Origin of the sequence: Bradyrhizobium sp. 170 (assembly GCF_023101085.1) — a bacterium.
Taxonomy (GTDB): domain Bacteria; phylum Pseudomonadota; class Alphaproteobacteria; order Rhizobiales; family Xanthobacteraceae; genus Bradyrhizobium.
This window is the reverse complement of the sequence record NZ_CP064703.1, coordinates 3243480-3256191: the sequence shown is the minus strand read 5'-3', so window position 1 is coordinate 3256191 and position 12712 is coordinate 3243480. Positions and strand designations below refer to the sequence as shown.

Annotated in this window: 12 protein-coding genes; 6 read left to right on the top strand and 6 right to left on the bottom strand. The window is 63.5% G+C overall.

Translation table 11 applies throughout. The features are described from left to right. Positions 1 to 34: 34 nt before the first annotated feature. On the bottom strand, positions 35 to 877 hold the full coding sequence (locus IVB05_RS15140; RefSeq protein WP_247785146.1) for a VOC family protein: 843 nt from the start codon (positions 875 to 877) through the stop codon (positions 35 to 37). Next, complete coding sequence (locus IVB05_RS15135; RefSeq protein ID WP_247785145.1) at positions 874 to 2133, bottom strand: Glu/Leu/Phe/Val dehydrogenase; 1260 nt, start codon at positions 2131 to 2133, stop codon at positions 874 to 876. The genes IVB05_RS15140 and IVB05_RS15135 overlap by 4 nt, the downstream gene beginning before the upstream one ends. A gap of 223 nt (positions 2134 to 2356) precedes the next feature. Between IVB05_RS15135 and IVB05_RS15130 the strand changes: the two genes are divergently transcribed. Then, a complete protein-coding gene (locus tag IVB05_RS15130; protein WP_247785144.1) occupies positions 2357 to 3268 on the top strand; it encodes a sugar kinase in 912 nt (303 codons plus the stop codon). 2 nt (positions 3269 to 3270) lie between these two features. Next, the gene (locus IVB05_RS15125) at positions 3271 to 4182 is read left to right on the top strand and encodes a ribokinase (protein ID WP_247785143.1); all 912 of its coding nucleotides are present in this window, start codon (positions 3271 to 3273) and stop codon (positions 4180 to 4182) included. Here IVB05_RS15125 and IVB05_RS15120 read toward each other — a convergent pair whose 3' ends face one another. Both IVB05_RS15120 and IVB05_RS15115 read right to left on the bottom strand, forming a co-directional pair. Further along, entirely contained in the window at positions 4183 to 5169 is a 987-nt protein-coding gene (locus IVB05_RS15120; protein ID WP_247785142.1) for a sialic acid TRAP transporter substrate-binding protein SiaP, read from the bottom strand. Positions 5170 to 5289: 120 nt separating this feature from the next. Beyond that, positions 5290 to 6510 carry an FAD-dependent oxidoreductase gene (locus tag IVB05_RS15115; protein WP_247785141.1) on the bottom strand — a complete coding sequence of 407 codons (1221 nt, stop codon included), beginning with the start codon at positions 6508 to 6510 and terminating at the stop codon, positions 5290 to 5292. 261 nt (positions 6511 to 6771) lie between these two features. On the opposite strand from IVB05_RS15115, the gene IVB05_RS15110 reads away from it, so the two are divergent. Next, the gene (locus IVB05_RS15110) at positions 6772 to 7569 is read left to right on the top strand and encodes an enoyl-CoA hydratase-related protein (RefSeq protein WP_247785140.1); all 798 of its coding nucleotides are present in this window, start codon (positions 6772 to 6774) and stop codon (positions 7567 to 7569) included. Continuing rightward, positions 7566 to 8147, top strand: a complete 582-nt coding sequence (locus tag IVB05_RS15105) for a histidine phosphatase family protein (RefSeq protein ID WP_247785139.1) — start codon at positions 7566 to 7568, stop codon at positions 8145 to 8147. The genes IVB05_RS15110 and IVB05_RS15105 overlap by 4 nt, the downstream gene beginning before the upstream one ends. 153 nt (positions 8148 to 8300) lie before the next feature. On the opposite strand, the gene IVB05_RS15100 is transcribed toward IVB05_RS15105, so the two are convergent. Continuing rightward, positions 8301 to 10007, bottom strand: a complete 1707-nt coding sequence (locus IVB05_RS15100; protein WP_247785138.1) for an IlvD/Edd family dehydratase — start codon at positions 10005 to 10007, stop codon at positions 8301 to 8303. Between the two features lie 165 nt (positions 10008 to 10172). Between IVB05_RS15100 and IVB05_RS15095 the strand changes: the two genes are divergently transcribed. Together IVB05_RS15095 and IVB05_RS15090 are read left to right on the top strand one after the other, a co-directional pair. Further along, entirely contained in the window at positions 10173 to 11177 is a 1005-nt protein-coding gene (locus tag IVB05_RS15095) for a Gfo/Idh/MocA family oxidoreductase (RefSeq protein ID WP_247785137.1), read from the top strand. Then, positions 11174 to 11866 (top strand): GntR family transcriptional regulator, encoded by a 693-nt coding sequence (locus IVB05_RS15090; RefSeq protein ID WP_247785136.1) that lies wholly within the window; start codon positions 11174 to 11176, stop codon positions 11864 to 11866. The genes IVB05_RS15095 and IVB05_RS15090 overlap by 4 nt, the downstream gene beginning before the upstream one ends. On the opposite strand, the gene IVB05_RS15085 is transcribed toward IVB05_RS15090, so the two are convergent. After that, entirely contained in the window at positions 11863 to 12687 is an 825-nt protein-coding gene (locus tag IVB05_RS15085; RefSeq protein WP_247785135.1) for an NAD(P)-dependent oxidoreductase, read from the bottom strand. The genes IVB05_RS15090 and IVB05_RS15085 overlap by 4 nt on opposite strands. Positions 12688 to 12712: the final 25 nt, after the last annotated feature.

Genomic DNA, 12712 nt, shown 5'->3' with positions numbered 1-12712 from the left:
CTTCCCCTTCTCCCCTTGTGGGAGAAGGGAAAGATCATGGCCCAGCCGACGGCTGCACCAGCAGCGTCGGGACGCCGCACGTGCCACCCCGCACCGTCATGACCCGCGTTCCCGGCTTGCGGCCGGTGCGGACTTCCGAGACGTCGACACTGGCGTCAACCAGCCGCGCATGGGTGGCGTCGATGTCGGAGACGCGCCAGCACAGGCCGCGAAGCCGGTCCTGCGTCGTGTCGGCCTGCTTGCCTGGCCGGTGTGTGACCTCGACAATCAAGTCGCCGCAGCGGAAGAACATCAGCCGACCCCAATCGGGATGCGAGCGGTCGAGTGCCATGTCGAGGCCGAGCCGCGCGCCATAGAGCGCGGCGGCCCGCTCGGGGTCTGACGTCGAGACCACGACATGGTCCATCGCCGTGATCGATCCGGCCGTGGTTCGCACCGACAGCGGCCGCTCCTTGTCGCGTTCGAGGAAGAACATGCGGACGCCGCGCGTGGCTTCGGTCGCGGCGCGGGTCCGCTTCCATGCCAGCGTCGCACCTGAGATCGCGTCGTGGCTTTCGACCTCGGCAATGGCATCAGGCTTCAGCGTCAGCCGATCCAGCCTGCGATGCGTCCTGGCGATGTCGCTGGTCCGGAAGCAGATGCTTGCCAGCCCCTCGCCCTGTGCGGCCAGCACCGCGCGAATGCGGTCCGCGTTGGCGTCATCGCCATTCGGCGCAACCAGTTCCAGTGTCGTGTTGTCGAGCGTGAACAGGACGCGGTCGGCGCCCCCGCCGCCGTACTGCCAGGCCGGCGCGCGGGCAAACAAGGTCTGGTAAGCGGCGGAGGCCGCGTTGATGTCGCCGGTGAGAACAACGACGTGGTCGAGGCCGGTGATCACGGGAAGAGTCCCCGCGTGTTCTTGGCGGCGCGAACCTTCTCCACGCCGATCGCCATCGCCGCGGTGCGATGCGGAATCTTGTCGGCATTGGCACGCTGCACCATGTTGTCAAAGGCGCGATCGAGGATGGCGTATTCGCGCCGCGTCACCTCCTCTTCTTCCCAGAACAATTGCTGCAGGTCCTGCACCCATTCGAAGTAGCTGACCACCACGCCGCCGGAATTGCAGAGAATGTCGGGGATCAAAAACACTTCGCCCTGGCGCTTTTCCAGCACCAGATCGGCATCCGGCGTGGTCGGGCCATTGGCGCCTTCGGCCAGCACCCGGCATTTCAGATTTTCCGCGACCTTGGCGTCGATCACCCGCTCCATCGCCGCCGGCACCAGCACGTCGCAGCGCAGCGTCAGGATTTGCTCGGAATCGAAGGCCAACTGGTTCGAGAAACCGGCGATACTGCCATGCGCGCCCGCGTGCTTCATCAGCGCGGGAATATCGAGCCCGGCCGGATCGTGCAGCGCGCCGGTGTGATCGCTGACGGCGATGATCTTCAAGCCATATTGATGCAGCTCCAGCGCGGCATAGGAGCCGACATTGCCAAAGCCCTGAATGACGGCAGTCGCGGTGCCTAGATTGATCGAGAGCTCCTTCAGCACGCGCCTGGCGAGATAGGCGACGCCGCGCCCGGTGGCCTCGCGCCGGCCGAGCGTGCCGCCCGACGATACCGGCTTGCCGGTCACGATCTCGGTCACGGTGCGGCCCTGGTACATCGAATAGGTGTCCATGAACCAGGCCATCACCTGCTCATTGGTGCCCATGTCGGGCGCCATCACGTCGGTATGCGGACCGACGAACGGAATCATCTCCTGCATGTAGCGCCGCGACAGCGCTTCCAGCTCGCGCTTGGAGATGGTGGAGAGAGCGACATTGACGCCGCCCTTGGCGCCGCCATAGGGCAGCCCGACCAGCGCGCATTTCCAGCTCATCCAGATCGCAAGGGCCGCGACCTCGCCGATGTCGACAGAAGGCGCGAATCGCGTGCCGCCCTTGGTCGGGCCGAGGGTGAGATGATGCTGCACCCGGTAGCCTTCGAATACGGCGACCGTGCCGTCGTCGCGATGGATCGGACAGGAAACAGTGATGGCCCGCTTCGGCATCAGAATTCGGTCGCGCTCGTCCATCGGGATTTCGAGATGGTTGGCGATGACGCCAAATTGGTTAACCGCCATGTCGAACACCGGACCGGAATAAACGGTCATCTTCCCTCCACTTTTGTGGTGCCGCCGGGAAACCCGGGCGGCCGTCAGCCGTTATACGGCAGTATGCCCAAGCCCGTAAGGACGGTCGTATTCTCCTCATACTCCCATCTCAAGCTGCAAAGACGGCACGGTTGCGAATAATTTCAGCGAATGCATCCGATAACCGGTGCTAATGTATCTGCGCCGGGCCGGGACCACCCCTAAAGCTCATGACGGAAAACGAATGCAGGCTCTCTTCATCGGACAGACCTATATCGACGTTACCTTCATCACGGACCACATGCCGACCGGCGACGAAAAACATGTGGCGTCCGCCTATGCGGTGTCGTTTGGCGGCAACGCCGTCACCGCGGCGTTCTGCTGCGCCAAGCTCGGCGTCGTGCCCGACCTGATCGCAACGGTGGCGAACGACTGGCTCGGCCGCATGTTTCAGGACATGAGCGCGAAATACGGAATCTCGATCCATCCGCGCAAGGTCAACTCCTCGTCACTATCGTTCATCATGCCGAAGGACGGCAAACGCGCCATCGTGCGCTGCCGCGACGACGAACACATCCATCCCTTCCCGATGCTGAATTTGAAGGGCTGCCGCGCGCTGCATATCGACGGCCACCAGCCGGACGCCGCGATTCATTATGCCAAACTTTGCCGCGAGGACGGCATTCTGACATCGCTCGACGGCGGCGGCCTGCGCACCAACACCCACGAGCTGTTGGAGTTCATAGATGTCGCCATCGTAGCCGAGCGGCTGTGCGAGCAGATGGACAAGACGCCGGACGCCATGCTCGACTATCTCAAGAGCCGCGGCTGCAGGGTCGGCGGCGTCACCATGGGAGAGCAAGGCCTGCTCTGGTATGACGAGACCGGCGCGGTCCGCAAGCTGCCGGCGCTGCCAATCCCGCGCGAGCGCGTGATCGATACCAACGGCGCCGGTGACGTATTTCATGGCGCTTACGTGTTTTCGTATCTCAACAATCCCGCGAAAGGCTGGCACGACCATTTCGAGTTTGCGCGCGCGGCCTCGACCTATAAGATCCAGCGCCTCGGCAACGAGGCTGGATTGCCGAGGCTTGCCGATATCGATGCCGTCAAGCAGGAGTTCCAGATCGGGCGTAAGAAGGAATTTTGGGACTAAGCATGGGGCGCGTATTCATCGCCGGCAGCATCAATATGGATGTGGTGGCGACAGCCAGCCGGCATCCCAGGGTCGGCGAAACCGTCGCAGGTCAGGCCGTGCATTATTTTCCGGGTGGCAAGGGCGCAAACCAGGCGGTGGCTGCCGCGAAGCTCGGTGCGCCAGCCACGCTGATCGGCCGGCTCGGCATGGATGCGTTTGGGCAGCAGTTGCGCACGTTTCTCGCAGCCCAAGGCGTCGACCTCGTCCTGGTCAAGGACACCGCGGATATTCACACCGGAACGGCCATCATCACTATCGCCGATGCCGACAACACCATCGTGGTCGTTCCCGGCGCCAATGCGCGTGTCAGCGCCGAGGATGTCGCGCTTCCCGTCCTTACAAAGGGTGACATCGCCGTCAGCCAGTTCGAAATCCCCTTACCCTCGATCGGCGCCTTCTTCAGACAGGCGCGCGCGGCAGGTGCGACCACGATCCTCAACCCGGCGCCGGCCATCGCCTGTGGGCCGGAGTTGCTCGACCTCGTTGACATCCTGATCCTCAACGAGACCGAGTTGGGGTTTCTCGCGAACACCGAGCTTCACGATACCGACGAGCCCGCCCGCTTCGTCGAAGCAGCACGGTGCCTGCCAACCGGTTCCGATAAAATCATCTGCGTTACGCTGGGCAAGCGCGGCGTGCTCGCGCTTGTGGGCGGCGAGCCCTCGCTGATTGCGGGACGTGCCGTGAAGGCAGTGGATACCACCGGTGCCGGCGATTGCTTCGTCGGCGCCCTCGCAGCCCAGCTTGCCAATGGAAAGGCGATCCGCGACGCGCTTGAATACGCCAATGCCGCCGCATCGATCTGCGTACAGCGGATGGGCGCCGCACCGTCGATGCCGACAGCGGCCGAGGTCGCGGCGTTGCGCGGCTAGCTACTTCAACGCCTGCAACTCGTCGTATTGCGCCCTGGTCCAGCCGGCCCCGACGGATTCATCATTGTGCAGCGGGATCGCCGCCTTTCGGAACGCCTCGCGATCGGGCTCGACCACGGTCTTGCCGAGCTTCCTGAACTCCCCGGCCAAAATCCTCTCGGACGCCTCGATCGCCTCCGTCGCCCTCGACGCGGCTTCCTTCAGCGTATCCGCAAACAGCTTTTGCTCGTCCGGCGTCAGCTTGTTCCAGACGTGGCTGCCGACCACCGTAACCATCGATTCCGTGATGTGGCCGGTCAGCACGATATGGCTCTGCACCTCGTAGAATTTTTTGGCCATGATCGTCGGCAGCGGATTCTCCTGGCCGTCGACCAAACCCTGCTGGAGCGCATTATAGACGTCGGAAAAGGCGATCGGGGTCGCGTCGGCGCCGACGGATTTGGTGAACATCAGAAACAGCGGCGCCGGCGGCACGCGCAGCTTCATGCCCTTCATGTCCTCGGGCTTGCGGATGGGCCTGCTGGCGGTGACGTGGCGCTGACCGTAATAGGTGAGCGCGGCGATCTTGTTTCGGGTCTGCTCGTCGTAGCCCTGGACCAGATCGGAAAACAGCTTGCTGTCGCGATAGGCCTTCCAGTGATTGAGATCGCGCAGCATGAACGGCGCGCCCGTGATGCCGAGCGGCTTGTAGGTAGCCGCGACGAAGTTGATCCCGACGTAGACGATATCAACGGCGCCGAGCCCGAGACCTTCATTGAGCTGGTTCTCGTTGCCGAGCTGGGAAGCCGGAAACACCGTGATGTCGAATTTGCCGTTGGTGCGCTTCCTGATCTCGCTGGCGGCCCACAGTGCCTCGGTGTGATAGGGTTCTGTGACCTCGTAAACATGCGCCCATTTCAGCTTGGTCTGCGCCGAAGCCGGGCCACTAATAACCAGTGCGATGATGGCGGCGCCTATCAACCTGAGATAGCACGTCCTAACGGACATATACCCTCCGAAACCGACCGCCGGAGACCTCTTGGATTTCCGGCGCCAACGTTGCCGAAATGATCGGCAGACGCAAGCAGGCTGGCGCCGCGGTAAGTCCAATTTAAGTCAGGGTGCGTTCTAAGTCAGGGCACTCTTCAGGTCGAAGCCCGCATCGGCCGCCTGCTCGGGCGTGATCGACCCGTGAGCGGCAAGCAGGCGCCGTCCGAACATGTGGTCGCCGGCGCGATTGACCGACTCGATGCCGACGAGTTGCCCGGCCTTGTAGCAAAAGGCGGAGAATGCGCCCGCGGCACGATCGCCGCGCACGACCACGCGGTCATAGCCGGTGGTCAGTCCCACCATCTGCAGCTTGTCGGGGCCCTGATCGCTCCAGAACCAGGGCAAGCCGTCGTAGGGCTTGGCATCGCCGGTCAGCCGGGCCGCGACGCAGCGCGCGTGGTCGGTGGCGTTCTGCACCGACTCCAGCCGCAGCGAGCCGCCGAACCGTGGGCTCGCATACAGCGCACAATCGCCTATCGCCGAGATGTTCGGATCGGAGGTCAGCAAATGCTCGTCGACCACGATGCCGGCCGCGACCTTCAGCCCTGCCTCCGCCGCCAGTTCGACATTGGGCAGGACGCCGACACCCACCACAATCAGATCGGCTTTGATATGCCGCCCGTCGCTGAGGCTCACACCGGTGACCTTGCTGCCGTCGCTCTCGATGCTCGTGACCTGTACGCCGAGATGAATCCGGATACCGGCCGCGGTATGCCGCGATTGAAAGAACTCCGAGATTTCCGCGGTCACCGCACGTGCCATCACCCGCGGCGCGAGCTCGATGACGTCGACTTCGAGGCCCTTGGCCCGCGCGGTCGCAGCGAATTCCAGGCCGATGAATCCGGCGCCGATCACGACGACGCGCTGGCCCGGAGTGATGTAGTCCCGCAAGGACTGGCTTTCGTCGAGCGTCCGCAGATAGCGAACGCTGTCCAGATTGGCGTTGGGAATGTCGAGCAGGCGGTTGCGCGCACCGGTCGCCAGTACCAGATGGCCGTAATCGAGCGAAGCGCCGGAACCGAGCAACACCGTGCGCGCGGCGCGGTCGATCGACACCGCACGGTCGGTGATCAAATCGACCTTCTGGTCGTGGTAGAATTTTTCCGGGCGGAACATCAGGCTGTCGGGTCCGCCGGTCCCCTTCAGGTAGGCCTTGGACAGCGGCGGCCGCTGGTACGGCAGATGGCCTTCATCGTTCAACAGCGCGACGCGTTCCGAAAAGCCGTGCTGGCGCAGCGACATCGCAAGCTGAAAGCCTGCATGGCCCGCGCCAATGATGACAACCGGTCCTGCCGTCATGGGAACATCCTACGTTCGAGCGCACGGGAATGACCCATGTCGTTTCCTCTCCACTGATTTTGGCTTGCCTGTCTCGTCCCTTGGAAGCGGCGCTCGTGTCCGTTCCGAACGATGACAGGCCCTATCTGACCTCATGGCGCGAAGAGACGCAAGAGCGCCGTGGCCCGGGATTGCGTGGTATTTTGCGGACCTTGCCGGGGATTGTCACGTCCTGCCTTCTGTTATTTAAATGCTGCCCCCGTTCCGAGCCGAGGCCCAGCCATGCCGACCTCCGATGATACCGCTGCCAGCGACCCTGCCCTGCTCCGGATCGAGGGTCCGATTGCCACCATCACCCTGAACCGGCCCGCGGCCTTCAATTCGATCAATCTGTCGATCGCGCAAAAGCTCGAGCAGCTCGGCGCGGAGGTCGAGGGCAACGACGATATCCGCGTGCTGGTAATCGAGGGCGAAGGCCGCGCCTTCTCGGCCGGCGGCGATCTGCAGACCATCGGAGCTGCCGCCGCCAACGACACCGTTGCGCCCGTGGTCGGCGAGTTGCTGAAGCACTACCACGCCTTTATCGAGACGGTGCGGCGGATGCCGAAGATCGTTCTCTCCAGCGTCCACGGCTCGGCCGCCGGCGCTGGCATGGGCCTGGCCTTCGTCACCGACCTCTGCATTGCCGCCGACGATGCCCGCTTCACGCCGGCCTATGCCAAGATCGGCGTCTCGCCGGATGGCGGCAGCACGGTCGGCATGGTCGGCACCGTCGGCACCCGCCGCGCGCTGCAGATATTTTTGGCCGAAGACAGTTTTACCGCGCAGCAGGCCTATCAATGGGGCCTGGTCGCCCGGATCGTTCCGGCGGCAGAGTTGAAGGCAGAGACGCGCAAATTCGCCGAGCGGCTCGCGCAGAACCCGCCAGCAGCGATCGCAGGCACCAAGTCGCTGATCTATCAGGCTGCGGTTACGCCGATCAGGCAGCAACTCGATGCCGAGGAAGCGAAGATCATCGACGCCATGCAGACCGACGACTTCCGCGTCGCGGTGAAGAAGTTCACCAGCAAGTCGAAATGATGGGGTTGCCGACTCCGTCGCGCTCCTTTCTCTGTCTCCGCCACGGCGTCACCGACTGGAACCGGCAGGGCCGGTTTCAGGGCCGAACTGATATCCCCCTGAACGATGAAGGCATTTCGCAAGCAGATGCCGCTGCCTTGCGACTGCGGAATCTGCGGATCGATCATATCGTCGCGAGCCCGCTTATTCGCGCGGTGAGGACGGCTGAAATCGTCGCGTCGTCATTGGCGGCGCCGCTTGCCATCGACGACGGCCTCATCGAATGCGATTTCGGCAGTCTTGAGGGACAGTCGATCGCCGAGGCGATGAAAGTGCATGGCCTAACCGCCAGAGAGCAACTCGCTACGATCCTGCCAGGGGATGGCGAGGCTTGGCCTACCGTCTCCGCACGTGCGCTCCGTTGCGTCGGCCAATGGCTCGACAGTCATCCGCAAGCGAATGTCCTGTTCGTCTGCCACGACGGGGTGATGCAGGCGATGTCGGAAGTGCTGTGCGGCCATTGGTTCGACAACCGCCACGGCACGCCGTTCAAGTTTGAGCGGACGGGCGATGCGTGGAGCGTTGATGAGGTAGGTTAGTGGCGCCCTACTCTCAGTGTCGTCCCTGCGAAAGCAGGGACCCATACCGCGTTGTCCTATCGATAAAAGCGAGATGTCTGGCGTCTTCCAAACAATTGGTGGCGCGGCGTATGGGTCCCTGCTTTCACAAGGGACGACAGCGGTTCCGATTCCCTACCCTTTGCCCTGCCCGCGCATGAAATCGAAGTCGCAGCCTTCGTCGGCCTGGAGAATCGTCTCGTTGAACAGATGCGCGTAGCCGCGTTTGGCCCATTCGGGGGTGACGGCCGGCGCAAGCGCCGCGCGGCGCTTCTCCAGTTCCGCCTCGTCGACCAGAAGATCGATGCTGCGTTTCGCGACATCGAGGCGGATCATGTCGCCATTCCTGACCAGCGCCAGCGGACCGCCCACGGCGGCTTCCGGCGTGATGTGCAGCACGATGGTGCCGAACGCGGTTCCGCTCATGCGCGCGTCCGATATCCGCACCATGTCCTTGGTGCCGCCGCGCGCGAGCTTCTTCGGGATCGGCAGATAGCCGGCCTCCGGCATCCCGGGCGCGCCCTTGGGGCCGGCATTACGCAGCACCAGCACGTCATCGGCGTTAACGTCGAGATCGGGATCGTCGACCCGCAGCGTCATGTCCTCGACGGATTCGAACACCACGGCACGCCCCGTATGCTGCAGCAGTTTCGGGCTTGCCGCCGATTGCTTGATGACGGCTCCGCGCGGCGCAAGGTTGCCGTGCAGCACCGCCATCGCGCCCTCGCTCTTGATCGGATTGTCGCGCGGACGGATGGCGTCTTGTCCCGGCACCTCCTCGGCGTCGGCGACGACATCGCGCAGCGTTTGCCCTGTGATGGTTTTGGCGTCGAGGTCGATAAGATCACCGAGCTGCGCCATCAGTTTGGGCACGCCGCCGGCATGATGGAAATGCTCCATGTAATGCTCGCCTGACGGTTTCAGGTCGATCAGCACCGGCACCTCGCGGCCGAGCTTGTCGAACGCTTCGAGATCGACGCGGTGTTTCGTGCGGTTGGCGATCGCCGTCAGATGAATGAGGCCGTTGGTCGAGCCGCCGATCGCCTGCAGCACCACCTGCGCGTTCTGGAATGAGGCCGAGGTCAACAATTCGCTGGGCTTTGGCCCCTTTGTCCTGGCCATCGCAGCCGCCACCCTGCCGCTCGCCTCCGCCGAGCGAAAGCGCTCGGCATGCGGCGCCGGGATCGTCGCGCTCATCGGCAGCGACAGACCGAGCGCCTCGGTGATGCACGCCATGGTGCTGGCGGTCCCCATCACCATGCAGGTGCCGACTGAGGGCGCAAGCCGGCCGTTGACGGCTTCGATTTCAATGTCGTCAATTTCGCCAGCGCGATATTTTCCCCACAGCCGCCGGCAATCCGTGCAGGCCCCCAGCACCTCGCCCTTGTGATGCCCGACCACCATCGGCCCTACAGGGATGACGACAGTCGGCAAATCGGCGCTGACCGCGGCCATGATCTGCGCCGGCAGGGTCTTGTCACACCCGCCGATCACGACCACGGCGTCCATCGGCTGCGCGCGGATCATCTCCTCGGTATCCATCGCCATCAGATTGCGAAGATACATCGAGGTCGGAAACGCAAAGCTCTCGGCGATGGAAATCGTCGGGAACACCATCGGCATCGCGCCCGACAGCATCACGCCGCGCTTCACCGCTTCGATGATCTGCGGAACGTTGCCATGACAGGGATTGTAGTCGCTGTAGGTATTGGTGATGCCGACGATCGGCCTGTTCAGCGCATCGTCCGAATAACCCATCGCCTTGATGAAGGCCTTGCGCAGGAACAGCGAGAAGCCAGCGTCGCCATAACTCGTCAGTCCCTTGCGAAGTCCGTCGGCCATTTTTTCTTCCTGTCGTTGCGGGTGGCACTTAAGGAGTCCGCCGAATTATTGTCAATGCTTGATTATCTGGCGCATATTCGGCTCATTTTGCTGCACTCAATGCGATATTATTGACAATAATACGAGTGCGTGCTGACTTCCGGCCATGATCGGAACCGTCTGTCCATGAACCCATTGCGAATTGGCCTGATCGGCGCCGGCATGGTGAGCCGTCATCATCTCATCGCCTGGGCGAGCATATCAGATCAAGCCCGCGTCGTTGCGGTAGCCGATCCCTCCAGCGAAAACGCCGCGCGACGCGCGAGCGAGTTCGAAATCCCGCAGACCTGGGCCAGCGCCGAGGCGATGCTGGCGGAATGCGAACTCGACGCCATCGATATCGCTGCGCCCCGGGAAATGCACGCGCCATTGGTGCGCCTCGCCGCCAAACACCGGCTGCCGGTGCTTTGCCAGAAGCCGCTCGCGCCCAACCTGCAGGAGGCCGTCGAGCTCGCTGCCGAGGTCGAGGGTTCGACGCGCCTGATGGTGCATGAGAACTGGCGCTTTCGCGGCTATTACCGGGATGCCGCGGCATGGCTGCGCGAGGGTCGCATCGGCAACGTCAAGCAGGCGCAGCTGACGCTGCTGACGTCGGGCGTATTGCCCGGGCCGGACGGGCTCTGCCCGGCGCTGGAGCGGCAGCCCTTCATGCGGCGTGAACGGCGCATGCTCGTCGCGGAAGTCTTGATCCATCATCTCGATACGCTGCGCATGCTGCTCGGGCCGCTCCGCGTGACGGCGGCGCAACTCTCCCGTTCGAGTGAGCAACTCGTCGGCGAGGACGGCGCGGCGATCCAGCTTCGCTGCGGAAACGGCGCCGCAGTTTCGGTCTTTGCAAGCTTCGCCGCCCACGGCCATCCGGCGGTGCAAGTCGACCGGCTGGAAATTCTCGGCGATAAGGGTGCGATCAGACTCGACGGACCGTCGCTGACATGCTCGGGCGCATCGCCCGGCGAGCGCATCTACGATCTCGCCACCGAGTATCAAGGTTCCTATAACCGGACGATCGCGCATTTCGTGAAATCGCTCCGCGACGTCTCGCCCTTCGAGACGGCACCGCAGGACAATCTCGAGACCTTGCGCCTGGTCGAGGATTGCTATCGGGTGTCGGGCTGGGAGGCTTTGCGATGAAGCCGCAGGAATCATCGACCGAGACTTCCGCGCTGACGCGCGAGGAGGAACAGGCGGAGGTCATCCGCCGACTGGAAGAGGACATCATCTTCGGCCGCTTCGCACCGGGTTCGCGGCTGGTCGAGGATACGCTGATGCAGCGCTATGGCGCCAGCCGGCACTTCGTGCGGCAGGCGCTGTTCCAGCTCGAACGCCAGGGCATCGTGCTGCGCGAGAAAAACATCGGCGCCACGGTGCGGTTCTATTCGGCCGAGGAGGTCCGCCAGATCTACGAGGTCCGGGAAATGCTGACGCGGCAGGCGGCGTTGATGATCGCACTCCCCGCTCCCGCCGGCCTGATCGAGCAGTTGAACGAATTGCAGCGGCAATACTGCGCCAGGGCCGATGCGCAGGATTTGCGCGGCATCCACGAGGCCAACGACGCCTTCCACGTCGCGCTTTTTTCCGCCTGCGGCAACCCGTATCTGGTCCGCTCGCTGCAGGACTATATGAACCTGACGCTGCCGGTGCGCGCCAAGAATCTCGCCGACAAGGAGGGGCTCGCGCTATCCCGCCGCCAGCACGAACTTATGATCGAGCTGTTGAAGGGCCGCGACAGCTGGGCACTGGCGCAGCTCTGCGTCGATCACATGCAGTACAGCAAGTCGGATTATCTCGGGCGCATTGCCGGGGACGAGGGCAAGCGCTAGCGCTTGCTCCAATCCACGATCCCATCCTTGTCGCCGTCGAACTCCATGCTGCAGAACGTGCCGCCCTGGTAGAAGTCTCCGACCGGGTCCGGCTTGAGCTTGGCCTGCTCGGCCATCGCGTGTTCGCGGAAATCTTCTCCGCGGCCGGTCGGCCGGTATCCGAGTTCGTAGGCGCGATGGTTGTCCCACCAGGCGCGTTCGTTATAGGAGGCGCCATAGAAGATCTCGAAGTGAATATCGGGATGATCGAGCCCGATGCGACAGAGCTGCACCAGATCCTCCGGCTTCAGCCAGATCGACAGGCGGCGATGGTCCAGCGGCATCTCGCCGAAATTGCCGATTCTGAGACAGGTGACGCCGAGCCCGTGCTTGTCTGCATAGAGCGCGCCGACCGCCTCGCCGAACACCTTGCTGACGCCGTAGCGGCTGTCGGGGCGCGCGGTGACGTCGGTGCCGATCCGGTGATGCTGCGGATAGAAGCCGACGGCATGGTTCGACGAGGCGAACACCACGCGCTTGACGCCCTTCTTCCGCGCCGCCTCGAACAGATTGTAGCCGCCGATGATGTTGGCCTGCAGGATCTGGTCCCAGGGTCCTTCGACCGAATAGCCGCCGAAATGCAGGATGCCGTCGACGCCTTCGCAGATCGCCTCGACCTGGGCGAGATCGGCGAGATCGGCCGCCTTGAACTTCTCGTCCTTGCCGAGATCGGCCGGCGCCTTCAGGTCGCTCAGCAGCAGGTCCGGATAGATCGGCGGCAACAGCTTACGCAGGCTCGTGCCGATTCCGCCGGCGGCGCCGGTCATCAATATGCGTGGCATTTCGTTCCTCTTAATCTCACGACCG

Coding starts and splice junctions, on each gene's coding strand:
- IVB05_RS15135 (WP_247785145.1), bottom strand. CDS start 2,133: ATGACCGTTTATTCCGGTCCGGTGTTCGACATGGCGGTTAACCAATTT.
- IVB05_RS15130 (WP_247785144.1), top strand. CDS start 2,357: ATGCAGGCTCTCTTCATCGGACAGACCTATATCGACGTTACCTTCATC.
- IVB05_RS15125 (WP_247785143.1), top strand. CDS start 3,271: ATGGGGCGCGTATTCATCGCCGGCAGCATCAATATGGATGTGGTGGCG.
- IVB05_RS15120 (WP_247785142.1), bottom strand. CDS start 5,169: ATGTCCGTTAGGACGTGCTATCTCAGGTTGATAGGCGCCGCCATCATC.
- IVB05_RS15115 (WP_247785141.1), bottom strand. CDS start 6,510: ATGACGGCAGGACCGGTTGTCATCATTGGCGCGGGCCATGCAGGCTTT.
- IVB05_RS15110 (WP_247785140.1), top strand. CDS start 6,772: ATGCCGACCTCCGATGATACCGCTGCCAGCGACCCTGCCCTGCTCCGG.
- IVB05_RS15105 (WP_247785139.1), top strand. CDS start 7,566: ATGATGGGGTTGCCGACTCCGTCGCGCTCCTTTCTCTGTCTCCGCCAC.
- IVB05_RS15100 (WP_247785138.1), bottom strand. CDS start 10,007: ATGGCCGACGGACTTCGCAAGGGACTGACGAGTTATGGCGACGCTGGC.
- IVB05_RS15095 (WP_247785137.1), top strand. CDS start 10,173: ATGAACCCATTGCGAATTGGCCTGATCGGCGCCGGCATGGTGAGCCGT.
- IVB05_RS15090 (WP_247785136.1), top strand. CDS start 11,174: ATGAAGCCGCAGGAATCATCGACCGAGACTTCCGCGCTGACGCGCGAG.
- IVB05_RS15085 (WP_247785135.1), bottom strand. CDS start 12,687: ATGCCACGCATATTGATGACCGGCGCCGCCGGCGGAATCGGCACGAGC.